This is a genomic window from Mucilaginibacter sp. (assembly GCF_039921305.1).
Taxonomy (GTDB): Bacteria; Bacteroidota; Bacteroidia; order Sphingobacteriales; family Sphingobacteriaceae; genus Mucilaginibacter.
This window is the reverse complement of record NZ_JBDSCA010000057.1, coordinates 50759-76179: the sequence shown is the minus strand read 5'-3', so window position 1 is coordinate 76179 and position 25421 is coordinate 50759. Positions and strand designations below refer to the sequence as shown.

At 40.5% G+C, this 25421-nt stretch carries 27 protein-coding genes; 10 read left to right on the top strand and 17 right to left on the bottom strand.

Going from position 1 to position 25421, the window contains the following annotated elements:
• Position 1 precedes the first annotated feature (1 nt).
• The 4 genes from ABIN91_RS18080 to ABIN91_RS18065 form a co-directional block, all read right to left on the bottom strand.
• Positions 2–1069 (bottom strand): hypothetical protein, encoded by a 1068-nt coding sequence (locus ABIN91_RS18080; protein ID WP_348052844.1) that lies wholly within the window; start codon positions 1067–1069, stop codon positions 2–4.
• Positions 1070–1120: 51 nt separating this feature from the next.
• Positions 1121–1513, bottom strand: a complete 393-nt coding sequence (locus ABIN91_RS18075) for a GxxExxY protein (protein WP_348052843.1) — start codon at positions 1511–1513, stop codon at positions 1121–1123.
• A 58-nt stretch (positions 1514–1571) separates the two neighbouring features.
• Positions 1572–2930, bottom strand: coding sequence for a glutamine synthetase family protein (locus ABIN91_RS18070; protein WP_348052841.1), 1359 nt, complete (start codon positions 2928–2930; stop codon positions 1572–1574).
• A gap of 123 nt (positions 2931–3053) precedes the next feature.
• Entirely contained in the window at positions 3054–4070 is a 1017-nt protein-coding gene (locus ABIN91_RS18065) for a glutamine synthetase beta-grasp domain-containing protein (protein WP_348052839.1), read from the bottom strand.
• A gap of 443 nt (positions 4071–4513) precedes the next feature.
• Here ABIN91_RS18065 and ABIN91_RS18060 point away from each other — a divergent pair, with 443 nt between their 5' ends.
• Both ABIN91_RS18060 and ABIN91_RS18055 read left to right on the top strand, forming a co-directional pair.
• Positions 4514–5137, top strand: coding sequence for a phosphatase PAP2 family protein (locus tag ABIN91_RS18060; RefSeq protein WP_348052837.1), 624 nt, complete (start codon positions 4514–4516; stop codon positions 5135–5137).
• Between the two features lie 262 nt (positions 5138–5399).
• On the top strand, positions 5400–5849 hold the full coding sequence (locus ABIN91_RS18055) for a DoxX family protein (RefSeq protein WP_348052836.1): 450 nt from the start codon (positions 5400–5402) through the stop codon (positions 5847–5849).
• Positions 5850–5907: 58 nt separating this feature from the next.
• Here the strand turns inward: ABIN91_RS18055 and ABIN91_RS18050 are convergent, their stop codons facing one another.
• From ABIN91_RS18050 to ABIN91_RS18030, 5 genes are all read right to left on the bottom strand, one after another.
• A complete protein-coding gene (locus ABIN91_RS18050) occupies positions 5908–6375 on the bottom strand; it encodes a CYTH domain-containing protein (RefSeq protein ID WP_348052835.1) in 468 nt (155 codons plus the stop codon).
• Between the two features lies 1 nt (position 6376).
• Complete coding sequence (locus ABIN91_RS18045; protein ID WP_348052834.1) at positions 6377–7294, bottom strand: ribonuclease Z; 918 nt, start codon at positions 7292–7294, stop codon at positions 6377–6379.
• Between the two features lie 21 nt (positions 7295–7315).
• Positions 7316–7693, bottom strand: a complete 378-nt coding sequence (locus ABIN91_RS18040) for an STAS domain-containing protein (RefSeq protein WP_348052833.1) — start codon at positions 7691–7693, stop codon at positions 7316–7318.
• Between the two features lie 492 nt (positions 7694–8185).
• The gene (locus ABIN91_RS18035; RefSeq protein ID WP_348052832.1) at positions 8186–9133 is read right to left on the bottom strand and encodes a phosphoribosylaminoimidazolesuccinocarboxamide synthase; all 948 of its coding nucleotides are present in this window, start codon (positions 9131–9133) and stop codon (positions 8186–8188) included.
• 202 nt (positions 9134–9335) lie between these two features.
• Positions 9336–10298, bottom strand: a complete 963-nt coding sequence (locus ABIN91_RS18030) for a PhoH family protein (RefSeq protein WP_348052831.1) — start codon at positions 10296–10298, stop codon at positions 9336–9338.
• A gap of 101 nt (positions 10299–10399) precedes the next feature.
• On the opposite strand from ABIN91_RS18030, the gene ABIN91_RS18025 reads away from it, so the two are divergent.
• From ABIN91_RS18025 to ABIN91_RS17995, 7 genes are all read left to right on the top strand, one after another.
• A complete protein-coding gene (locus ABIN91_RS18025; protein WP_348052829.1) occupies positions 10400–11176 on the top strand; it encodes an SAM-dependent chlorinase/fluorinase in 777 nt (258 codons plus the stop codon).
• 15 nt (positions 11177–11191) lie between these two features.
• Entirely contained in the window at positions 11192–11713 is a 522-nt protein-coding gene (locus ABIN91_RS18020; RefSeq protein WP_348052827.1) for a hypothetical protein, read from the top strand.
• A gap of 108 nt (positions 11714–11821) precedes the next feature.
• Positions 11822–13654 (top strand): ABC transporter transmembrane domain-containing protein, encoded by a 1833-nt coding sequence (locus tag ABIN91_RS18015; protein ID WP_348052825.1) that lies wholly within the window; start codon positions 11822–11824, stop codon positions 13652–13654.
• Between the two features lie 211 nt (positions 13655–13865).
• Positions 13866–15257 (top strand): MBL fold metallo-hydrolase, encoded by a 1392-nt coding sequence (locus ABIN91_RS18010; RefSeq protein WP_348052823.1) that lies wholly within the window; start codon positions 13866–13868, stop codon positions 15255–15257.
• Positions 15258–15308: 51 nt separating this feature from the next.
• Positions 15309–15827 carry a hypothetical protein gene (locus ABIN91_RS18005; RefSeq protein ID WP_348052821.1) on the top strand — a complete coding sequence of 173 codons (519 nt, stop codon included), beginning with the start codon at positions 15309–15311 and terminating at the stop codon, positions 15825–15827.
• Positions 15828–15877: 50 nt separating this feature from the next.
• Positions 15878–16477 (top strand): hypothetical protein, encoded by a 600-nt coding sequence (locus tag ABIN91_RS18000; RefSeq protein ID WP_348052819.1) that lies wholly within the window; start codon positions 15878–15880, stop codon positions 16475–16477.
• A gap of 87 nt (positions 16478–16564) precedes the next feature.
• On the top strand, positions 16565–17083 hold the full coding sequence (locus ABIN91_RS17995; protein WP_348052817.1) for a hypothetical protein: 519 nt from the start codon (positions 16565–16567) through the stop codon (positions 17081–17083).
• Positions 17084–17153: 70 nt separating this feature from the next.
• On the opposite strand, the gene ABIN91_RS17990 is transcribed toward ABIN91_RS17995, so the two are convergent.
• The 6 genes from ABIN91_RS17990 to rpsO form a co-directional block, all read right to left on the bottom strand.
• A complete protein-coding gene (locus tag ABIN91_RS17990; protein WP_348052816.1) occupies positions 17154–18104 on the bottom strand; it encodes a D-2-hydroxyacid dehydrogenase in 951 nt (316 codons plus the stop codon).
• A 113-nt stretch (positions 18105–18217) separates the two neighbouring features.
• The gene (serC, locus tag ABIN91_RS17985) at positions 18218–19285 is read right to left on the bottom strand and encodes a 3-phosphoserine/phosphohydroxythreonine transaminase (RefSeq protein ID WP_348052815.1); all 1068 of its coding nucleotides are present in this window, start codon (positions 19283–19285) and stop codon (positions 18218–18220) included.
• A 221-nt stretch (positions 19286–19506) separates the two neighbouring features.
• Positions 19507–20160: a ribulose-phosphate 3-epimerase gene (gene rpe / locus ABIN91_RS17980; RefSeq protein WP_348052813.1), complete on the bottom strand. Its 654-nt coding sequence runs from the start codon at positions 20158–20160 to the stop codon at positions 19507–19509.
• A gap of 40 nt (positions 20161–20200) precedes the next feature.
• Positions 20201–20482 carry a hypothetical protein gene (locus tag ABIN91_RS17975; RefSeq protein WP_348052812.1) on the bottom strand — a complete coding sequence of 94 codons (282 nt, stop codon included), beginning with the start codon at positions 20480–20482 and terminating at the stop codon, positions 20201–20203.
• Positions 20483–20694: 212 nt separating this feature from the next.
• On the bottom strand, positions 20695–22827 hold the full coding sequence (pnp, locus tag ABIN91_RS17970) for a polyribonucleotide nucleotidyltransferase (RefSeq protein ID WP_348052810.1): 2133 nt from the start codon (positions 22825–22827) through the stop codon (positions 20695–20697).
• 128 nt (positions 22828–22955) lie between these two features.
• A complete protein-coding gene (gene rpsO / locus ABIN91_RS17965; protein WP_348052808.1) occupies positions 22956–23234 on the bottom strand; it encodes a 30S ribosomal protein S15 in 279 nt (92 codons plus the stop codon).
• 440 nt (positions 23235–23674) lie between these two features.
• Here rpsO and ABIN91_RS17960 point away from each other — a divergent pair, with 440 nt between their 5' ends.
• Positions 23675–24040 (top strand): response regulator transcription factor, encoded by a 366-nt coding sequence (locus ABIN91_RS17960; RefSeq protein ID WP_348052807.1) that lies wholly within the window; start codon positions 23675–23677, stop codon positions 24038–24040.
• On the opposite strand, the gene ABIN91_RS17955 is transcribed toward ABIN91_RS17960, so the two are convergent.
• Together ABIN91_RS17955 and ABIN91_RS17950 are read right to left on the bottom strand one after the other, a co-directional pair.
• Complete coding sequence (locus ABIN91_RS17955; protein WP_348052805.1) at positions 24027–24773, bottom strand: menaquinone biosynthesis protein; 747 nt, start codon at positions 24771–24773, stop codon at positions 24027–24029. The genes ABIN91_RS17960 and ABIN91_RS17955 overlap by 14 nt on opposite strands.
• A complete protein-coding gene (locus tag ABIN91_RS17950; protein WP_348052804.1) occupies positions 24770–25399 on the bottom strand; it encodes a histidine phosphatase family protein in 630 nt (209 codons plus the stop codon). The genes ABIN91_RS17955 and ABIN91_RS17950 overlap by 4 nt, the downstream gene beginning before the upstream one ends.
• Positions 25400–25421: the final 22 nt, after the last annotated feature.

Here is a 25421-nt window from a genome sequence, read left to right as displayed (position 1 = left end):
CTTATACGGTGGCTAATCTGGATGTTGGGATAGGTATTTCAAGCGCGTTCAATAGTTTTTCGGCATCAAACTCAGTAGCTATTGATGGCAGATAAATTTCGAGCGCTTCGATTTGCAGTTTTTTGGCGTATTGCTCGCTAAAAAAGTATTTACCATCTTTAATCACATAGTTAAGGATAAAAAAACGGTAAGCATCTTTTAAAAAATAGATCTCTTCGGCTTTTATTGGGTATGTTTTGTGATATTCTTTCAAAAAGATAATAAACCGGTCTTCCATCATAGGGCCTATCACATAACTAAATACCGTACGATCGCCGGCATCAGATACCACCCTGCTCAAAAAATAAAAGTCAAGTATCCGGCTGCTCATCCTAAACCAATCGTAATCCCAGCGCGAATACAGATTCAAATGCCTGTCGACCGAGAAATTACCAATATTCCAATCTAAAAAAACGGGTATGCTCCCCAACGAACCTTTAGCATTGTATTTAGCACGGTTCTTTAAAAAGTCGTCGCAATGTTGCCTCAGCATCACAACCTGCTCAGGTGTACCGAAGTCTTCGGGCTGTTTTTCAAGACGCTCTATCAATATCCGGATATCTGTACCCAGGGTTTTTGACGACTTTGGCAAAACATTATTAATACGGAAACAAGCTTTATGAAATTTTGCCATTTGCTGGCCCAATTGCTTGATCTGGTCTTCTTCCAGCCTTCTTGGCAAACGCTTATTAACCCTTACCGGATTATAAAAAACTACCCAGGCATCATTTTTACGCCATTTGTAACGGTAAGTATACACCCGGTTATTTTTGAGCAGCGAGCGCGCCACTAAATTTTCGAAAGGGTATAACAGATTATTTGATAGTGAATGGATAATGCGATGATCCTCTTTAAAATGCTCGTACTTTCCGTAGGTAGACATCTTGGCAATAATGATATCTTCATCCTCAAAAGTTATCCTGAAAACATGATTGGTAGATACCATAGCGCTAATATCCTCCACCCGTTTAATAACCTTCGAGCTATCATAACCGTTCCACGCTTTTTTTATAATGGATGAATAGTTCATATTACATAGTTTGTTTTAACCACAGAGAGAACAGAGTTTTTACACGGAGGTTCACAGAGTTGCATTTTCATAACCGTTAACAACTCGTTTAACCCCTTCTTTCAGTTTTAAAACATTAAAATTCATCAATAAGCCTAATCTATAATTACCGAGTTTCATGTAGGTTAAAGTTTGAGCCAAATGAATATCATTTAACGCATCAACACTTTTCACTTCAATTACAATTCTATTTTCAACCAAAATATCAATTCTATAACCAACTTCAAGTTTCACCCCTTCAAAAACTAACGGCATTGCTCTTTCTTTCTCAACAATCAAACCGGTTTGGAGTATTTTATAATACAAACACTCCTTATAAGCACTTTCCAATAACCCAGGGCCTAAAACCTTATGCACATCAATAGCTGCCCCAATAATAATCCCAGAAATCTCATTTTCACTCATAAAATCCCTCTGTGTTGCTCTGTGTTTTTATTTCTCAGTGCCCTCTGTGGTAAAAAATCTAAATTATCTCAAAATACCTCTTCAACTCCCAATCGCTCACATGTTTGGCATATTGTTTCCACTCCCACAGGCGGGTTTGTGTAAAGTGCTCAACAAAAGCTTCGCCAAAAAGTTCTTTGGCTACAGCCGAGTTCTTCATATCGGTAGCTGCTTCATGCAAATTACTTCTTAGCTTACCATTTTTAGTATCCTGATAAGCATTGCCCACCGTTGGCGGGATATCCAAAGCAAGCTTATGCTTAATACCATATAAACCCGATGCCAGCGCAGCAGCCATCGCTAAATACGGATTACTATCAGAACCCGGAATACGGGTTTCTAACCGGGTATATTTTTTAGACGGATGTAATACGCGTAATGCGGCTGTACGGTTATCAAAACCCCAGGTTACGGTAGTTGGTGCCCAGGCCCCTTCTACCAAACGCTTAAAGCTATTGATGGTTGGCGCGTACATAGGCAATATATGCGGCAAACAATAAAGCTGCCCGGCCAGATAATGTTTCATCGTATCGCTCATATCATGCGCGTCATTAGCGTCATAAAACAAGTTATCGGTTTTATCCAGGCTCCATAAACTCTGGTGAATATGCCCGCTGCATCCCGGCAAGGCTTCGCTCCATTTAGCCATGAATGACGCGGTGATGCCATGCTTGGAGGCTATCTCTTTGGCGGCGTTTTTAAACAGCACAGCCTTATCGGCAGCAGCCAAAACATGATCGTGAACTATAGCGGCTTCGTAAACGCCGGGTCCGGTTTCGGTATGCAAACCTTCGAGAGGCACATTGAATTTTTCAAGCAGATTAAACAGATCGTAATAAAAGTCGCTATGTTGCGATGGACGCAGGATAGAATAACCAAACATGCCCGGTGTTAGTGTTTGCAACTTAGTAAAGCCTTTATCCTGCAAACTTTGCGGTGTTTCGTTAAAGTTGAACCACTCAAACTCCTGTGCAAACTCGGTATGGTAACCCATTTGCTTGGCATCAGCAGCAATGTGCTTAAGCAAACTGCGTGAGCAGGTATGCAGATCATCACCCTCGGCTTTACTAAAATCGGCCAAAAAGAAAGGAATATCATCCTGCCACGGAATGGTTCTAAAAGTATCAATATCAATACGGCATGGCCTATCCGGGTAACCGGTATGCCAGCCCGTTATGGCTACATTATCATAACAGGTATCGGTAGTGTCCCAACCAAAAACCACATCGCAAAAGCCATAGCCATCTTGCAGGCCATCAATAAATTTTTGTTTGTTGATGATCTTGCCACGCAGTACGCCATCAATATCGGCAAAGGCGAACTTGATCTTATGTATATCCTTTTCATTGAGGTAATCAATGAGTTGCTGCTTATCCATGGTATATATTGGTATCTTAATAGCAAATATAGCTATTGGCAGGGTATTATTTACGGATTATAAAGGCAAAAAAAAATCCCCCCGAATTACTTCGGGAGGATTTCTATATCTGGTAAGCCAGTATTATAATTTAGCTGATTTTACAGTTTTGATGATAACAGCAGCTACTTTGTATGGATCGGCAGCAGAGTTAGGGCGACGATCTTCCAAATATCCGCTCCAGCCTTTTTGAACTGTGAATAAAGGAATACGGATAGAAGCGCCACGATCTGAAACACCATAGCTATAATCGTTGATAGAAGCGGTTTCGTGTTTACCTGTTAAACGTTGATCGTTATCGGCACCGTAAACGGCGATATGCTCAGCTACTACAGCAGGTGGGCGGAAAGCTTCTAATATTTTAGTATAAGTTTCTTGACTTGCAGCAGTTCTCAAAGTTGTGTTTGAGAAGTTAGCGTGCATACCAGAACCATTCCAGTCTAACTGACCTAATGGTTTGCAATGCCAGTTGATAGAAACACCATAGCTTTCGCCGATACGCTCTAACAAATAACGTGCAACCCAGATCTGGTCACCAGCTTCTTTAGCGCCTTTAGCGAAGATCTGGAATTCCCATTGACCTGCAGCAACTTCAGCATTGATACCTTCAACATTTAAACCTGCTTCTAAACATACATCTAAGTGCTCTTCAACGATCTCGCGACCGAAAGCGTTATTAGCGCCTACAGAACAATAGTATGGACCTTGCGGACCTGGATAACCGTTAACCGGGAAACCAAGTGGCTTGTTAGTTTTAGGATCCCACAAGAAATATTCTTGCTCAAAACCGAACCAAAAATCGTTATCATCATCCTGGATCAACGCACGACCATTTGATTCGTGAGCTTCACCTTTAGAATTTAAAACTTCGCACATTACTAAGAAAGCGCTTTTTCTTTGTGGATCCGGACAGATGTAAACTGGTTTCAGGATACAATCAGATGAGCCACCTGGTGCCTGCTCGGTCGAAGAACCGTCAAAGCTCCAATCAGGGCATTCGCCTAATGTTCCGCCGAAATCATCTACAATTTTAGTTTTGCTACGTAGGCTTTGTGTTGGTTTGTAGCCGTCAAGCCAAATGTATTCGAGTTTTGTTGCCATTGTTAATTGTGTTTTTGTAAAGCTTGCTTCAAATATGCAATTTTTGTAACGAATAATTCAATAATGAATGCGAATCTATAATAAAATTTCAATTATTCATAAAAAAACTATCAAATTAATATAGATAGTAGAACTTTTGCTACAAAACATCATCATTTATGATAAAAACAAACCAAAACGGCAACAAACCGCATAATAAAGTCGCAAAACAACGCATTTTTGATAGCACGAAAGCATCATACCAATACACTTTTACAAATTTAATAATTTCACAAGCCAAAAACAGCAGATAATTATATTTTTCATAAAAAACAAAAATCTTTCACCTTGCTTTTAACGGTAAAGGCTTTTTAATACATTTTTTTGGATAAGCCAGAATATTTTGTTCCCTTAGTAATCACTTGTTTTTAAAAATCACAACAACGCATACCCTTAATAACCAGATGAAAAGAATTGCAGCGCATATAGTTTCTATTATACTTATCCCCCTTATTGCTCCTGCATACCTGTTTTGGATCATCCTTTTCTTTTTCCCCGGCCTAACACACATTCACAACACAAGCGATAAACTACTGGCTATATTATATATATTGCTGGCCACTACCCTGCTCCCATTCATTGTTGTATTTATACTATATAAGCAAAAAAAAATAAAAACGCTTACGCTGGATAATAAGGAAGACCGGGTAATACCTCAAATATTCTCCTGTTTTATTTATGCGGCGGTATGTTTGTTTCTGGTTTATACCCAAGGGGCAACAAACGCGCTCACCTTATCTATGGTAGCCGTATCGGTATCTGTTATCGGCCTAACCCTGATCACCCCTTTCTGGAAAATAAGCACCCACGCGTGCGGTGCCTGGGGCATGTTCGCCATACTATGGGAACTTCAAACACGCTACCCAAGCCCCGAATTTGAGCTACTGTATTACATTATTCTGTTTTTAACCGTTACCGTTTGTATGGCAAGGCTTTACCTTAAAGTGCATACACCAATGCAGGTTTTAGCGGGTAGTGTAATGGGCGCGCTCATTGGTTTCTCGCTATTTCACTACTTCCTGGTATAGTTTTGTTCACACTGTTATCACAGCCTTAACTTTCCCGAAATCAAATTTGCAAGCTTAGTCTTTTTTACTGCTATGCTTTTAACTCTTAAAGCATTTTTATTACAAGTTTTAAACCCTTAAACCTCTACAGGTAAACTATTCATAATAATTTGATTATTAACATATTGAAGTAATTTTTCAGTATTAATCTATTGCTATACAAATACTCTATTTGTAACTTTATAGCACCAAATTAATTTAAACTTTAAAAAAGGAGGCCGTTATGAACTTAGTTCACAAAATTGAAACCTGGGGTAACAAACATCACCCTGTGGTACTTGATCCTATCCGCATTGCACTTGGCGTTTTCTTACTGTTCAAAGGCATCTCCTTTATGAACAACACCTACACCATTCACAGCATCCTGGTAAACCAAAACGCGATGGGTTTATCAGATTCTACCTTAATGTTTTTTGTTTACCTGGTGGCGTTTTTTCATCTTGTGGGAGGTATCATGATCGCCCTTGGTGTATTAACCCGCGTAGCGGCGCTTGTGCAAATACCTATTATGGTTACCGCCGTTATCATGTCAAACTCAGTACAATTACCTGTTAATACCGAAACCAGTATAGCTATTATAGTTTTAGTACTATTGGTTGTATTCAGCGTTATTGGTTCGGGTAAATTATCAATTGAGAAGGTTATAGAAAACCAGACCACCATATTTAGCTAAACAGAATCAGCCATACTTAAAACATAGCGATGTACTTAAAAGCACGTCGCTTTTTTATTTACCAGTTTTTATACGGATTAACAGATAAGTTAGAATTGAAATACCGCGCATCATCAGTTACTTCTTTAGTGATCCACTCCGGTAAATCAAACATTTCATCCTCGCTTTCCAATTCAATTTCGGCAACTATCAAACCCGCATTATCGCCTTCAAACACATCAACCTCCCAAAGTTTACCAGCAAAAGTTATATTGTAACGGGTTTTATCAATAACAGCGGCACAAAACGCGGCTAATAATTCATTACCCTCTTTTAACGGAATAGCATATTCATATTCACTACGCGAGATGCCTTGCGTTTTACCCTTAATGGTGATATAACTCTGATCATCTTTTACCCGGATCCGGATTGTTTTATCATCGGCTTTCAGCATATAACCCTGACGGATTACCATACCTTTGGGTTTGCTTAATTGGTTCCACTGAGCATGATCAACCAAAAACTTACGTTCAATCTCTACACCCATATTAAGTGCCTATAACAAACGTTTTGCCCTCAATAGCTAATTCTGTATTTGGGAATACCGAACGTGCCTCGTCCAGCAACTCATTCAGTGTTTTATACCTTGCCGAGAAATGACCTATAATTAGTTTCTTAGCACCCGTAATTCTGGCTACCTCTCCTGCTTGCCAGGCCGTGGTATGATGGGTTGTATTAGCCCGCTCCAGCATATCATGCGCAAAGGTAGCTTCATGATAAAGCAGGTCAACCTTCGCTATCTTTTCAAAATAGCTTTCATTGTATAACGTATCCGAGCAATAAGCATAAGCCATCGGCTCGTCTGGCGAGTTGGTTAATTCACTATTGGGATGTACGGTACCATTCACAGCAAAATAATCAACTCCCCTTTTTAAAGCGGAGTAATACTCAACCGGCACTCCTAATTCTTCAACCTTTTCTTTATTGATCTTGCGTAAACGTTTCTTTTGCCTGAACAAAAAACCTGTACAAGCTATTCTATGATCTAATACGATGGTTTCGACAATAACATCCTGGTTATCCAGAATAACTTCTGATTGTAAAGGGTTAATTGCTACAAATACCAGATCAAAGTGTAAAGTAGTTTCTGAGTATAGAAATTGAATATCAATGATCTCTTTTAAATGAGCCGGACCAAATAGGGTAATAGGCTTTTTCCTGCCGTTTAAATGCAGTGATGATAGTAAACCAACAAGCCCAAGGTAATGATCGCCATGCAAATGACTGATGAAAATATAGTCTATCCGGCTCGATTTGATATCGAACCTCAACATTTGCTGCTGTGTGCCCTCGCCGCAATCTATCAGGTAAAAACGCTCGTTAATATTAAGCGCCTGCGCGGTGGGATTTCTGTTGTAAATAGGTGTTGCCGAACTACTGCCCAGGATGGTTACATCAAATCTCATGTTCGGTTAACAAATAGAGCCTTATCTTGCTTCGTTTTTCAGATCTTTTTCTATCTCCTCCATAAAGATCAGGTCGATAGCTTCGTCTGATGTATTAACAACGGTTAAAACGTTATCCAATTGTGATATAGTGATCAATCGTGCAACTGATGAATTTAAACCAACCAGTATAAATACACCATCACCATTTTTACATAAACGATGCCCAACCAGCAAACTGCTTAAGCCCGACGAATCTGCAAATTTCACCATCGAAAGGTCCAGAACAATATTCCTCTGCCCTTCGGTGTTCATTAATATCAACTCCGATTTAAGCTGAGGTGTAATGGATGAATTGAGCTTACTTTCGTTAAGCTTAACCAAAACATATTTTTCGTGCTTATCTACACTAAATTTCATGGCTAATAAATTGTGATGTAAAGGTATATTATTTTAAGTGCAAATAAAATAGGCTTTATTAAATGATTAACAATACAAATGAATAATGAGGATATATTAATATATAAAATTTATTTTTTATATCAACCTTGTTTTTACCCCTAAATGAACTCAATAGATAAACCCATCTTATGGGTAACACATCCCATACCACACCCACTGGCTATACCAGCGGCTACAAGCCCTCAAAAAAAGTTTGGTGTAAATTCCTTTTCGTGATCATTTATGCATCATAGTATTTTTTGTTTACAATAATCTCCCCTGATCGTACTACTTTGATAGTGCTGGTGGCTAACATTGTGCTCCTCTTACGCAAAAAACGAAGGAATGAAACGGACACAGCACCCGTTACTTTCTGAAGAAGAGATATTCACACTTTCAACCAAACAAAAAATAGCGATGAAACCCATCGCTATTTTTTGTTTATATTCTGAAAGCACTGTCTTGGCAAGCCTATCCTAACTTCCCAATCGCTTCAGCAATGTTCTTCTCCACCCTTTCCAAAACATCCCCTGCAGATGGTTTCACAAATTTTTCACCAATGATCTGTTCATAAAGTTCAATATACCTTTCGGAGATAGAATTAACCTTATCCGTATCCATTACCGGTACCTGCTGCCCCTCTTTCCCCTGAAAACCATTCTCTATCAGCCAGCGGCGCACAAACTCTTTGCTCAACTGCTTTTGCGGCTCACCGGTTTGCTGGCGTTGTTCGTAACCCTCTTTATAAAAATAGCGGGAAGAATCCGGCGTGTGGATCTCATCTATCAAATAGATCACACCATTAACTTTACCAAACTCATATTTTGTATCAACTAGTATTAAACCTTGTTTGGCGGCCATCTCGGTACCACGGGCAAACAGTGCGCGCGTATAGGCTTCCAACTGCAAATAATCACTTTCTGATACAATGCCTTTAGCTAAAATATCCTCACGGGATATATCCTCATCATGCCCAACAGCCGCCTTGGTTGTGGGCGTAATAATTGGCGCGGCGAGTTTATCGTTCTCTTTTAAACCTTCCGGTAAGCTAACGCCACAAACTAAACGCCTGCCGGTAGCGTATTCACGGGCTGCATGGCCTGCAAGGTAACCACGAATCACCATCTCTACTTTAAACGGTTCGCAAATGCGTCCAATGGTCACGTTTGGGTCTGGTACGGCAAGCACCCAGTTAGGTACAATATCCGCTGTAGCACTCAAAAACTTGGCGGCAATCTGGTTTAATACCTGCCCCTTAAACGGGATAGGCTCCGGCAAAACCACATCAAAGGCCGATATCCTGTCGGTAACCACCATAGCCAGGTATCTATCCGCAATAGTATAAACATCCCTAACCTTACCCTTATAGTAATTGGTTTGATCTGGGAAATTGAAATGTGTTTCTTTTATTGAATTCATTGCTAGTTTAATTGTATAGCTAATTAAAAGAAAATGTCATTTCGAACCGCAGGGAGAAATCTTTTGCATGCGACAAGTCTACTTGTAGACCTATCAAGCGCAAAAGATTTCTCCTCGTACCTCGTTCGAAATGACATACCCTTTTATTTTAATCCTGCCAAACCAAGTCTTGATTCCTGACTCTTGGCTCCTGATTCTATTCTTACTGTATATCCCCGTAGGCTTCCAAAATCTTCCTTACCAATTTGTGGCGCACCACATCTTCGCCGGTAAGGTAAATAATGTCAATTCCTTTAATATCAGTTAAAATGCGCAATGCTGTATGCAAACCCGATTGTTGCTTTTTAGGTAAATCTATCTGCGTAACATCGCCGGTAACAATAAACTTGGCCGTTGGGCCCATCCGGGTTAAAAACATTTTGAGCTGCATATCGGTGGCATTTTGGGCCTCATCCAATATTACAAAGCAATTATCCAAGGTACGGCCACGCATAAAAGCCAGGGGTGCAATTTCGATGGTGCGGTTTTCCAGGTAAAGCTTCAGCTTTTCCGCAGGTATCATATCATCCAAAGCATCATACAAAGGGCGCAGGTACGGATCAATCTTTTCCTTTAAGTCGCCCGGTAAAAAACCCAGGTTCTCCCCTGCCTCAACAGCCGGTCGGGTTAAAATGATGCGCTTAACCTCCTTATTCTTCAAAGCCCGAACTGCCAATGCAACCGCGGTATAGGTTTTACCGGTACCCGCAGGACCAATAGCGAAGATGATATCATTTTTCACAATGGTATCAACCATGCGCCGCTGGTTAGCTGTACGCGCCTTCACCATAATACCGTTAGGGCCAAATACAATTACCTCGCCCATACTACCCGGTTTATCGCTCCCGGCTTCGGCAACGGGTGTATCCTGAATTTTAGCGCCCATTATCCTACCTAAATCATTGGTATCCAGCGTTTCGTATTTCTCTACATGCTGTATCAACTTATTAAGCTTCTCCTGAAATAACAACAGTTCCTGCTCATCTCCCAACACTTTAATATCATTGCCACGGGCAACTAATTTCAATTTAGGATACTGTTTTTTAATGATCTCAAAGTGATCATTGTTCGGGCCCCACAGCACGGCGGGGTTAATATGCTCAATAGTTAATTTTAGTTCGTTCAAGCTATGTATTTTTTAGTTTTTGAGTTTTTTATTGAATTAAAAATTGAATATTTGTACCCGCTAAGGCGTTCACAAGATTAGCAATAATATTTAAAAAATTAATGGCAATTATAACTTTAACTACTGACCTTGGTGATAAAGATATTTATCAGGCCGTACTTAAAGGTAGTATATTAAAGTTAATCCCCACCGTAACTATTGTTGATATTACACACTCGGTTGCCGCGTTTAATGTACAACAAGCCGCGTTCATTTTAAAAAATAGTTTTCATTATTTTCCTGACAATACCGTTCACCTTATCGGGATTGATACCGTATACAACGCCCACACCAAATACCTTATGGTGCGCTACCGCAACCAGTACTTTGTAGGGGCCGATAACGGCATATTTTCGCTCATGTTTACCGATGATGTGAAAGAAATTTACGAGATCAACATTATGCAAGATCTCAAGTTCCTCCACTTCCCCCTTGCCGATATCTTCGTAAAGGCCGCCTGCCATTTGGCAGAAAGTAACGCTCCCGAACTAATTGGCTTACCGGTAACCACGCTCGAAAAGAAAATGAACCTGCAACCTGTGGTAGAGAAAAACGTGATCAAGGGCAGCGTGATCTACATCGATGCCTTCCAGAATGTGATCACTAACATTACCAAAGATTTTTTTAACAGCGAACAAAAAGGCCGCAGGTTTGTACTATACTTTAAACGTAACGAAACTATCAATCACCTGAGCTGGCACTACAACGAGGTGCCCGAGGGCGAAAAGCTGTGTATGTTTGGGATTAGCGATCACCTTGAAATTGCCATTAACAAAGGCAATGCCAGCGGATTACTCGGCCTAAACCTTGGCGATAGCGTAATTATCGATTTCCAGTAAATCCTTTTTATACTTATGAAAACATTTTTAATGTGCCTGCTAATGGCGCTAACCCTCTCTGTTGCGCATGCCGATATCAGTACAGACTCTGCCGCCTATCAACTCCAACGCAACAAAATAAATGACTTATTGGCTCAGCGTGCCCAAAAGTTCAATCAATACTCGGTTAGCCTTAACACCAAAACAGGCATCTTCGGCTGGCAAACTAAAAAGGATATCCGCCGATCAGGCGAGATATTAATGGACATTGCCCAAACCGATGAGGTGATATTTAAAGAGATCAAAGTATTGCTCGATTTTAAAACCTTCCAAACCACGCAGGTAGTAGCCCAATCGCATGACAATGCCGACCGCAGTTTTAACTACATGGTTACCATTAATAAACTACGCCAGCTAAACGACGAGCTAAAAGCTGACTCGGCACGGGAATCAAACCAATATCATCAAAAACTCACCATGCATATCATCATTATCCTGTTGCTCATTGCAACGTCAATTTTTCTTTTTTTGCGCCGAAGTAATACAAGCAAAGCATAAAAGCTTATTTTTGATATATTGTGCCATGTTAGATAATGAATAGTTATTTAAAGTATTTTGATTGCACCATCGTTATCCACTGTAATATGTATTTTTTAAATTAAGATAATGGCACGTGGACACGCACAAAGCGACAGCAAATCAAGAATAGACCTTCCAAAAGCTAAAATAACGCGAGAAAGTTTAAAAAACATCACCAAACTACTCTCCTATGTAAGGCCCTATCGTGGGCAGTTTATCGGCGGTTTCATCTTTTTAATTTTAACCAGTGTAACCGGTTTAGCCTTCCCGGCATTTTTTGGCGCGCTCATAGATTTATCACAAGGCATACACAAACAAGGTTATATGCCCAATACCTTAACCGGAGTGGGTTTATTAGCATTGGCTGTATTATTTGTACAGGCCATTATTTCGTATTTCCGGGTTACATTTTTCACCCAGGCTGCCGAACGTGCTTTGGCGGATATTCGTCGTGATACGTTTTTTAAGCTCATTACTTTGGAGATGAATTTTTTCTCCAATCGCCGGGTTGGCGAATTGAACAGCCGTATTTCTGCCGACCTGTCGCAAATACAGGGAGCCATTACCTCTACCCTTGCCGAAATGCTGCGTAGTACCATAATAGTGGTTGGTGGCATTGTTATACTGGCCATTATATCGTTCAAACTCACATTCGCTATATTATTAGTTTTGCCTGTATTAATTGTGTTAGGTAAGTTTTTTGGCCGCTTTACGCGACGTTTAGCCCGTGAAACACAAGATAAACTGGCCGAATCAAATACGATAGTTGAAGAAACCTTACAAGGCATAGCTAATGTAAAGGCTTTTGTTAACGAAGCTTTTGAGGCAGACCGCTATACCAATGTTATCCGCGATGTGGTCAATCTTTCCATCAAAACCGCAAAATTCCGTGGATTGTTCGCATCGTTTGTCGTATTTTTTATGTTCGGTACCATATCCTGCGTGGTATGGTATGGTTCGTATTTAGTAAGCATTCATGATCATGGTTTAACTTTTGGCACATTAACCAAGTTTATTATTTACGCGGCCTTTGTGAGTTCAGGATTAAGTGCCTTGCCCGAGCTTTATGCCAACATGCAGAAAGCATTGGGATCAAGCGAGCGCGTTTTAGAGATACTGGACGAAACCGGCGAAGATGTTTCCATCCGCGAAAGTGAAAACACCATTAAGCAAAAGATAGAGGGTAATCTGGCCTTTAAAAATGTAAAGTTCCATTACCCTTCTCGGGATGAGATCGAGGTATTAAAAGATGTATCGTTCGAGGCAAGCGCGGGGCAAAAGGTGGCTATTGTAGGGCCAAGCGGTTCGGGTAAATCAACCACAGCGGCATTGATACTGCAATTTTACTACCCGCAAAGTGGAGAGCTATTGTTTGATGGTAAGCCAGCCAAAGATTATGAGCTTACTGATATCCGCAACCAGGTAGCCATTGTTCCGCAAGATGTGATGCTTTTTGGCGGCACCATCCGCGAAAACATCGCCTATGGCAAACTATCATCCAGCGAAGAAGATATCATACAAGCCAGCAAACGCGCTAACGCCCATGAATTCATCAGCGGTTTCCCGGAAGGGTATGATACCATAGTAGGCGAACGTGGTGTGAAACTCTCGGGCGGACAAAGGCAACGCGTAGCTATAGCCCGTGCTTTATTAAAAGACCCGGCTATTTTAATTTTAGACGAAGCCACCTCCTCACTCGATTCAGAATCAGAACGTTTGGTGCAGGAAGCCCTGGAAGAATTGATGAAAAACCGTACCTCAATCATCATCGCCCACAGATTATCTACAATTCGTGAGGCAGATAAGATCATAGTGTTAGAAAAAGGTGTTATATTAGAAAGCGGCAGCCACGATGAATTGCTCAAAAACGAACAGGGATTGTACAGGTATTTGAGCGGGTTGCAGTTTGAGTTAAGTTAACATTGGCAATACTTCTCACCACTCGTCATTGCGAGGAACGAAGCAATCCCTAACTATACAGAGCAGCTATACAAGTTGATTCTGCCTATGTAGAGATTGCTTCGTTCCTCGCAATGACGCTTTATAAATTAATAAATAAATACATTAATAAAATATAGCGATCAATGGAAGCCGACACATCTTCCATCTTACCTGATACATCTTCCATATAATGAAACTAACTATACACGGCGCGGCTCAGCAGGTTACCGGGAGCATGCACCTGCTCGAAGTAGGAAAATATAAGATACTGATTGATTGCGGCCTCGATTACGAACGCGACCACAATATTATGCTCAACGAAAACTTCCCCTTCCGCCCCGAAGAGGTAGACGTTGTGGTACTAACCCACGCTCACATAGACCATTCGGGAAATTTACCTACACTGGTGCGGATGGGCTTTAACGGCCAGATACTTTGTACCCCACCCACCGCCGAACTCACCGAACTATTATTGATGGACTCGGTAAACATATTTTTGCGCAAAGAACAAACATCGCGCAAGCATAACCGCAAACATCCGGGCAAGGGCAGGCAACCACTTTATTTGCAAAAACATGTAATGGATACGGTTGACCGCTTTGTTACCATCGGCTTTAACCGCCCCTTCCGCATCAATGGCGATATCGAATTAACCTTTATCCCGGTTGGCCATTTATTAGGTGCCGGTGCAGCAGTATTAAACGTTACAGAGAACGGCGAACAAAGATCAATAGCCTTTACCGGTGATATCGGCAGAAAAAACTACCCGGTATTAAACGACCCTCAAGACATACCACCAGTTGATTACTTGGTTTGCGAGTCAACCTACGGAGGCCGCTACCACACCAAAGATAAAACCATTGAGCAAACTTTGGTTGAAGTAATTAACCAGTGCTGTATTAAAGAATCGGGCAGGTTAATTATTCCGGCATTCAGTATCGGGCGCACACAGGCCCTGGTGTTTTCGCTCAATAAAATATTCAGCAGTGGTTTATTGCCTCCTGTAAAAGTATTTGTTGATAGCCCTATGGCCAGCATGGCAACCACCGTTTTTCGCAAGCACCACAGCATGCTGAACGACGACGCCAAAGACTTTTACCACAAACTGGGCGACGAATTTGAATTTGAAAATTTAACTTATGTTGAGAGTTTAAAAGACAGCCGGCAGGTATCAAATTATTTTGAACCTTGTATCATTATCTCATCGGCGGGTATGCTGGAAGGGGGCCGGATACAGGATCATCTGTACAATAACATCCAAAATTACTATTGCACCATCCTATTCATCGGTTACTGCGCTAAAGGAACATTAGGTTACAGATTACTTCGTGGCGATCCTATTGTTCACATTAAAGACCGTGACCTGGCCGTGTACGCTACCATTAAAAAAACAGATTTGTTTAGCGCCCATGGTGATCATAATGATCTGATCAACACTATTAAACAACAGGATAGCGCTAAACTTAAAAACATTTTTTTGGTACACGGCGAAACCGTAAGCATGCAGGCAATGGCCGACGCTTTAGATGCCGACGGCTATAAAGTAACTATCGCCGAAAAGGATTTGACCTACGAATTTTAGCCTGTTTAAATAATGCGGAAAAGTATTTAACTTTAACCCAAGTATTTGAATGTGAAAAGAGTATCCCCTTATAATTTATACGTTGCTTTTATTGCTTCCGCGATAATTTGTATAACCTTATTTTCAGCTTGTCAGAAAAAAAGTGAGGGTTACCTATTGCCATCCGAAAAAGTAACCCGTGTGATCCAGATCAGCCTTGGCGGGCAGACTTACATAATAAAGTCCGTTCCGGATGTTATTACATTTAATACCACGGCTATTAACACAACGCTCCCAAATTACAGGCAATATTTAGTTAAAGGCAATAGTATTGATGGTAGTTTAGGCTTCACCTTATCATTCCATATAGATAGCTTAGGAAGCGGCCAGTATGTGATGGAGGGCTCACAACTGCTTGTGGGCACAAGCACATACATATCTTTAGCATCCAAAAAAAACGATATAGTAAGGGTAGCTAAAATTGATGATACAGGTAAAACGTACAATGGTAGCTTCACCTTTTACTCATTCAATAAATCATCAGCTGCAGATTCTGTTTTGGTAACCGGTAGCTACAGCATTCAATATTAATATTGTTAGTGTTTATATAATCGCTATATTTATTGAGTATTTATTTCTCTATGAAAAAAACCTTACTCAATTGTCTTTACGCGGCTTTAATTTTAACATCGTGCACAAAAATGCCCGGCCATTATACCGGCATTGTAGCAAAAACCACAACTACATCTTCCGGCACTACAGGCTCAACTGGCAGCACGGGCAGTTCCAGTAGTGACGGTGTTGGCCCGGTTGCTATTGGAGCAACAAATACCGTGATTTTCAAGATAGGCAATGATGCCGAAAAAGCTTTATCTTCTCCATCCTACGTTTTTGCCATTAATAGCCTTGCATTATCGTCGGGCAGTGGATATTCAACTTCAGTTTCTTCTTTCGACATGTTGTTCACTACTTATTTTAGCATTGATTATACCGGAACGAGTGCCGGAACATACAAGGTAAGATTTTTTCATTTGACCATGACAGGTGTTGATCTGCAACAAACCGGGGCTACATCAACATTTAAAACTAAAGTTATTTCGGAGAGCATTGCTGTTTCTAACACCCAAAGCAACGAAGCGCGAGGTACTGTTAAAGGAACTTTTGACGGTTATGTAACTGATACCAAAAGTGCCAAAAGCGATTCGGTAAGGGTTTCGGGTTCATTTAATATATCTAATTAATTTACGATGCCTTATTTACAAAAATCAAGATTTGTAATTTTCCTGTTAGCCCTATCCACGTGTTTTTTGGTAAACGCATGTACTAAAATGCCTGGCCATGCCGTCACAGGTGGCTCTGGAACATCTTTTACAACACCAACTACCGGTAGCGCTACCTTTGGCACAACAACGGGTACAGTTACATTTACCATAGAAAATATGGGTACATATACCTGGACCTTGCCTAATTATTTTATGGGTTTCGGTACTACGCCTACAACAGGGGTACTTGCTTTTTCAACCGTTCCATCCACATTAATAACTTCAGGTTCGGCGGATGTTCAACAGTTTATAAATCACGCCTTTAGTGTTAGTTTTGAGGGTGTTAAACCGGGCACTTATAGTATGAATTTTGCCGGATCTTTCATTAAACTGCCCACTATAGAATTAACTGGTGCCGGTGGTACAGAGGTTGTAACGGTAACATCCGAAAGCTTCACAATTACATCAACAGATTTAGGCACCGTGAAAGGTTCGGCAAAAGGCACTTTTGATGGTAAAATGGTAAACATGGCAACCAACGCTCTTGTAAAAGTTTCGGGAACATTTGATGTTTCCTTACAGTAATAACTCCTGCTTTAAAAACAAAAATGCTCCGTAGAATATTTCCACGGAGCATTTTTTTATGGTTGTTAAATTATTTTTTAAAGTAACCAATAATCAGGTTGGCCAACTCAACACCAATACGCTCTTGCGCTTCGTTGGTAGCGGCACCAATATGCGGCGTTAGTGATATCTTTGGATGAGTTATGATCTCGGCACGTGGTGTAGGCTCGTTATCATAAACATCTAAAGCGGCAAAACTAACTTGTCCGCTGTTCAAAGCATCAACCAAAGCCAATTCGTCTATCAGGCCACCACGTGAGCAGTTAACCAAACCTACGCCTTTTTTAAGCTGTGCTAATTCTTCAGCACCTAAAAGAGCCTTGTCAATAAATGGGGTATGCAATGTGATAAAGTCGCTGTTTTTGATAACCTCTTCTAAAGTAGCGGTCTTCACGCTTGCTTTAACCTTAAGGCCACCACCTAATTCCAGATCCAACTCAGGGTTAAAAGGGAACAAATCGTAAGCTATAACATCCATACCTAAACCAATGGCCATTTTAGCTACTTCGCGGCCGATACGGCCAAAGCCCAAAATACCAAGGGTTTTGCCTCCTAACTCAACACCTTTAGCATAAGCCTTTTTTAGATCGTTAAATTTGGTATTGCCTTCAACAGGCATTTTGCGGTTACTATCCTGTAAAAAGCGAACGCCGCTAAACAAATGACCAAAAACCAATTCGGCAACCGAACGCGAAGATGCAGCCGGAGTATTGAACACTGCTACGCCTTTTTCTTTAGCGTAATCAACATCAATATTATCAACACCAACACCGCCACGGCCAACCAACTTAATGTTAGGGCAGGCGTCTAATAATGCTTTACGCACTTTGGTAGCGCTACGTACAGTTATAGCGTCGTATTCGTTTAACCTTGCGGGAAGTTCATCCTGCGGAATATTTACAGTATCTACTACAAAACCAGCAGCCTCTAAAAGAGCCTTACCAGCCGGGTCGATACCATCATTAGCTAATAATTTGATCATTTGTTTTTTACTTTTTATAGTTCAATATTTGTTCATGGTTAATAGATCATGGTTCATGGTGTTCATTGTGAGCATAGCTTTTTTACCATGATCTATGAACAATGAACTATCTACTAAGCATTCTTTTCAGCAAAATCTTGCATAGCTTCGATCAGCACATGCACGCTGGTGATAGGTAATGCATTGTAAATAGATGCCCTGAAACCACCTGCACTGCGGTGACCTTTGATACCTACTATACCGCGCTCTTCGGCTAATTTAAGGAACGGTTTTTCGTGCTCCGGATTTTCAACCAGGAAGCATACATTCATCTTCGAACGGTCTTCCGGAACGCATACACCTTTAAATAAAGGGTTACGGTCAATCTCTTCGTACAAAGCTGCTGCCTTGGCATCGTTAGCCTTCTCGATAGCTGCAACACCACCATTGGCTTTTAACCAACGCAGGGTAAGCATAGATACATAGATAGCAAAGCATGGAGGCGTATTGTACATTGAGCCACCTTCTATCTGTGTTTGATAGTTAAACATTGATGGTATCTTACGATCAACCTTGCCTAAAATATCATCCTTAACAATTACCAAAGTTGTACCGGCAGGGCCCATGTTTTTTTGAGCGCCTGCATATATCAAACCAAAATCGGCAACGTTAACTACGCGGCTAAATATATCCGACGACATATCGCAAATCATTGGTATTGGCGATTTAGGGAACTCATGTAACTGTGTACCGTAAATGGTATTGTTTGATGTGATGTGCAAATAAGCCGCATCCGTAGGGATCACAAAATCTTTAGGGATATGGCGGAAGTTATCCTCTTTAGCTGTAGCCAAAACTTCTACATCGCCAAAATACTTAGCTTCTTTTAAAGCCTTGTTTGCCCAAACACCACTCTCAACATAAGCAGCTTTGCCGGTTGATGGTAATAGGTTATAAGGCACCATAGCAAATTGAGTACTGGCCCCACCTTGTAAAAACAATACAGAGTAACCTTCGGGAACGTTAAACAGTTCTTTTACCAAACTGATAGCTTCGTCCAAAACAGCCTCAAACTCTGCCGATCGGTGTGATATCTCTAAAATTGACAATCCAATTCCGTTCAAATCTACAACAGCCTCGGCGGCTTGTTTCAGTACTTCGTGTGGTAAAATGCCTGGTCCGGCACCAAAATTATGTTTCATATTAATTGTGTTTATTATGCTTATCTGGCCAAGAATAAGGTTTTAACGTTAAAAACTATAGACTTGGTATATTATCATACTTGCTAAAAACAAAGTACTCTATTAAGAGTATGTAAATTTTAACGCCCCGAAGTTAGCAATTTGAAATTAGTTAGCTACTTTTTATCAAAATTATTTGATAACACCGATTAGCTAAATGTTAATAAATCTTTACTAAAAATTCAGGAAATGTGTTTAAGCCTGCTGATGGCATTTTTTGGATCGGCCGCCGAAAACACAGCATTGCCCGCAACCAATACATTAGCACCTGTGCTTATTAGTTTGGCAGCGTTGCTTTCATCCACACCACCATCAATCTCAATATAAACATCGGGGTTACGTGTAGCGCTTAATTTTTTAAGATCAGCTATTTTTTTATAGGTGTTCGGGATAAATTTTTGTGCCCCAAAACCCGGATTTACAGACATGATAAGCACCATATCCAAATCTTCAATAATATCATCCAGCACGGCCACAGGCGTATGCGGATTAATAGCTACCCCTGCCCTGCAACCTAACTCTTTTATCTTGTTAACGGTTCTGTTTAAGTGCATGCAGGCTTCGTAATGTACAGTGATACCATCGGCGCCGGCGCTCTTAAATTCTTCGAGGTATCTATCGGGATCAACGATCATCAAATGCACATCCAAAGGTTTCTGCGCGTACTTTTTGATAGCCTTAATAACCGCGAAACCAAACGAGATATTAGGTACAAAAACACCGTCCATCACATCAACATGTATCCAGTCGCCTTCGCTTTGGTTAAGCATGTCTATGTCTCTTTGTAAATTGGCAAAATCAGCCGTTAATATAGATGGGGAGAGCAGATGGTTCATGCGCCAAACTTACACAAAAAATAAAATATACAGGATCGTATCAATCACAATTCAACAGCAGATCATAATACTTCTTCATCAAAATCGTATCATAATCAACCAGTGATTTATAAGCTTCGGCAACAAGTTCTATCAGGATGGCGGCGCCTAAAGCTCCGGCACCATTGGGGATTTCTTCGTAATATTTGATCAGATCTTTAACGCGGATAATTTCATACAACAGATCCTGTATCAGATCAGTCTGCCCGGTTTGACGTGGCGGTTCGCCCGATGGGCTGTTTAGAAAGCCTAACGGATCAGATGTTGGTGGCGGCGTAATCATTTACAAGTAGGATCGGATATTGGGACGCTGTTAATCATTAGTTATAATTAGTGAATCAAATACATAACCTGAGTATGCAAATTTCCTAAAAAAATCAACTTTTCATAGCGCCCCATAAAATACATACGAATTTGTCAGCAATTATCTTGCCATAATGCAAAAAAAGCCCCCATTGCTGGGGGCTTTTAAATAAAATATAGCTTTTACTAAAATTAGTTTTTAGCAGGAGCCTCAGGGCGTGGTAATAAAGCTTTACGAGAAAGTTTTAACTTACCTTGCTTATCAACATCCAATAATTTCACACGCACTTCATCGCCAATTTCAAAAATACCATCCATTGTTTCGATACGTTTGTGGTCAATTTCTGATATGTGCAATAAACCATCTTTACCCGGCATGATCTCAACAAACGCGCCGAAAGGCATGATAGAACGAACCTTACCTTCGTAAATTTCGCCAACCTCTGGTTTAGCTACGATCTGGCGGATACGGGTAACCGCTTTATCGATAGATTCTTTGTTATCACCAAAAATCTGGATGATACCTTGATTGTCTTTCTCTTCGATAGAAATGGTTGCGCCGCTTTCACGTTGCATTTCCTGGATGATCTTACCACCGGGACCGATGATAGCACCAATAAATTCTTTATCGATACGCATAGAAACGATACGTGGAGCGTGTTCTTTATAGTCTTCGCGCGGAGCGGTAATGGTTTTAGCCATTTCGCCAAGGATATGTAAACGACCATCTTTAGCCTGGTTTAACGCATTGGTTAAAACTTCGTATGATAAACCGTTTATTTTTAAGTCCATTTGAACAGCAACTATACCATTTTTAGTACCGGTTACTTTAAAGTCCATATCACCCAAGTGATCTTCATCACCTAAGATATCAGAAAGGATAGCGTATTTAGTACCCATTTCGTTGGTGATCAATCCCATGGCGATACCTGATACCGGGTTGGTAATTTTGATACCTGCATCCATCAATGCCAATGTACCGGCACAAACCGTAGCCATTGATGATGAACCGTTTGATTCCAAAATATCAGAAACGATACGGATAGTGTAAGGATTTTGATCTTCGGCAGGTAATACACGTTTTAATGAACGCATAGCCAAGTTACCGTGACCAATCTCGCGACGGCCAGCTCCCCTGTTCGGGCGAACCTCGCCGGTTGAGAAACCTGGGAAGTTGTAGTGCAACAAGAATTTTTGGTAACCATTGATGAACGCGCCATCAATCATTTGCTCATCATCCTTAGCACCTAAAGTAACCGAGGTTAATGATTGTGTTTCGCCACGTGTAAATACCGCAGAACCGTGAGCAGCGGGTAAATAACCAACTTCGCTCCAGATAGGGCGTATTTGTGTAGTTGTACGGCCATCTAAACGTTTGCCTTCATCTAATACAAGGTTACGGATAGCGTCGTACTCAACATCGTGATAATATTTTTTAGCTAATGATTTAGTGATATCATCTATCTCGCCTAAAGTAGCGATATAAGCATCTCTAACTTCTTTAAACTTAGCACCACGCTCATCTTTACCAGATGCAGCGCCGGCGATAGCGTAAACCTGATCGTAAGTTGCAGCGTAGATAGCTTTCTTCAAATCTTCGTTGCTATGCTCGTGGCTGTAAACGCGTTTTTCGGTTTTACCAAGTTCAGCAGTTAATTCTTTTTGAACTAAACACTGTATTTTAATAGCGGTGTGAGCGAATTTAATGGCTTCAACCAATTCAGCTTCCTGAATCTCGGCACTTTCGCCTTCAACCATGTTAATATCGTGTTCGCTACCTGCAACTATAAATTCTAAAGTTGCACGTTGCAATTGGGTTAAAGTTGGGTTGATCACTAACTGACCATCAACTTTAGCCACACGTACTTCTGATATAGGGCCGTTGAACGGGATATCAGAACAAGCTAAGGCTGCTGATGCAGCTAAACCGGCTAAACAATCAGGCATGATATCTTTATCAGCTGATATTAACGAGATCATTACTTGTGTATCCGCATGGTAATCACCAGGGAACATTGGGCGCAATGCACGGTCAACCAAACGGGAGATTAAAACCTCATAGTCTGACAAACGCGCCTCACGGCGTAAAAATCCACCGGGGATACGACCGGTAGCAGCATATTTTTCTTGATAATCAACAGATAGAGGCAAAAAGTCAATACCTTCTTTTGCTTCTTTTGACGATACTACTGTAGCCAATAACATGGTATCACCCATTTTAATTACCACAGAGCCATCGGCTTGTTTGGCCAATTTTCCTGTTTCGATCTCAATGGTGCGGCCGTCACCTAAATCGATTACCTTTTTAATTACGTTTAAACTCATCTTGTTTTTGTTTAACTGCATTTTTCATCTTTAGGAATGCAGCGGTTTTTATAGTGTTTTTTGTTGGAAACAAAAGTAAAAAAGCCATCAGCAAAATGCGACGGCTTTTTATAAGATCTCAAGAATATTTACTTGATGATATCGCGAAGCTCTAAAGCTTTGATAATAGCACGATATCTGTTAATATCTTTTTTGTAAAGGTAGGCTAACAATCCACGACGTTTACCTACTAACTTTTGAAGGGACAACTGTGTAGAAAAATCTTTCTTATTTTTCTTTAAGTGGCCGGTTAAGTGAGCAATGCGTGAAGTAAATAAAGCAACTTGTGCTTCTGTTGAACCTGTGTTGGTAGCAACGCCACCATGTTTTGCGAAAATCTCTGATTTCCATTCAGTACTTAAATACATTTCTTGAATAATATTAAAGCGTTAAATATTCTGTTAATTGTGGCGCAAAGGTAGTATTAGTTTTTGGTTTGTGCAAGTTATCCAAAGTGATCTGCCTGATGCGTAACATTATTCGCGCATGTTGTACAACTATGGAATATTCTTCAATAAATTAATAACTATCCTATTACAAAACATTAAACAATGTCGCAATCGCATATCCAAAGGCTTTTTATATTATTGTATGGAAATATGAACACTATATTTTCCAATTTCTTAAATACAAGCGTAAAATGGCATAAAAATTGACCATTATTTAACCATGGGTTGATATTTATCATTCACACACATGTTGGTGTAGCTTTTTATATACAACATAAAAAAGCGGACAAACACTTAAAAAATGCTGAATTTATGCTTTTAAGATACTTAATTTCATTCCCCTACTAATATTTAAGCTAATGTTAAAAAAAGTACTTGCCGTTGACGATGATCCTTATATTTTAGATGCCTTGGTTGAGCTTTTGAAATACTCCGGTTATGAAGTAAGCACCACACCTAAAGGCGATGAGGTGTTCAAAAAAATAGACGAGTTTTCTCCGGATATCATTTTACTGGACATTATGCTATCGGGCTTAGATGGCCGTGAGATTTGCAAAGAGATAAAAGCGAATGAAAAAACCAACATGATACCAGTGATCATGATATCGGCCACGCCAAACTTAACCCAATCGGTTATGGAGTCGGGCGCGAATGATTTTGTAGCCAAACCTTTTGATATTTTCCAGCTATTAGATAAGATAGAAGTACTGCTTAAAGCTTCCTGATGTAATCAAGAAACATTTGCATCGCTTCTTTCTTTTCGGGCGTAATGTTAAAATCTATCTTATGCATCAGGTAATCTTCCACATCAAAATCGCCGTAACTTGGTAATTCTTTAAATAGCTTGTCGCGATTCTCTAGACCAAGTTTCAGAGCGGCATTAAACTCTTCAATAAAATCTTCAGCAATTGGCTTATTAGCTATCCAACCGGCAAACATAAACGGCAGCCCGGTAAACTTTTGCCACTCTTCGGCCAAATCATAAGCGTAAGCGTATTTCTCCGCTTTACCAAAGGTCCTGTCCCCTATTTGCACAAAGGCGGTAGTAGCTTCCGCCGATCGGCTGTAATCATCAGCATCAACAACAAACTCCGGTTGTAGCTTCCAGTAATTTTCCAACAACACTTTAGCCAGGTTATTTGACGAGCGCGATTGCGGGTCTAACTGCAACGTTCTCACATCCTTAATCTCACAATTGCTAAATATGAAAACAGAATTAACAGCACCTACCGCACCGATGCAATAATCGGAAATGATTTCCCAATTGGGAATGTTCAATACAGCGGCAACGGGTATCAGGCCAATATCAACTACATCATCAATCAGCTTCTGGGCGCAATCTGCCGGGGCATCAAGGCTCAGTTCTATCTTGTCTAATATATTCGGAGAGTGGTTTATACCGTATAAAAAGGGTTTGGTATTGGTATAACTAACGGCAGATATTCTTATTTTTTTCACAGATCGGGAGCCATATTTTTTAGATGGTTAGAGTTGTTAAACTCTGCTATTTCAAATTTACTACCATCAAAGGTAACTTTGTATAATATCACATTTTGATGCGGAAACTCATCCATATGTGTTAAATCAACCCCTGTTAACAAGCATAAAAACAAACGCATAGCACGGCCATGCATACAAATTAATACCGTTTCTTCTTCCTGGTGACTCATGATCACTTCAAGCGCCTGCTTTTGTTTAGCCTGCAACTCGTTTGGGCTTTCTCCGCCTTGCAGTTTTTCGTCTAAACGGCCTTCCATCCAATCACGCATGATCTTTAAAAAAGCAGCCTTATTTTCGGACGTGCTGGTTTGGCCTTCGTAAATACCCCAGGCTAACTCGTTTAAGCCACCCAGTTTTTCATAAGGGATACCTGCTTCAATAAATTTCTGAACGGTTTGGTAAGTGCGTTTCAGGTTTGATATATAAACCTTATCAAACGGAATATTCTTATATGTTTCGTAAAAAGCGGCGCCTTGAGCGCGGCCCCTGTCGTTCAAATCGGCATCAATTCCACTGCCTTGAATAATACCCTGCTTGTTCAGGTCGGTTTGCCCGTGGCGGATGATGTATAGTGTTTTTATCATTAGTTTATTAGTTCATTGGTTC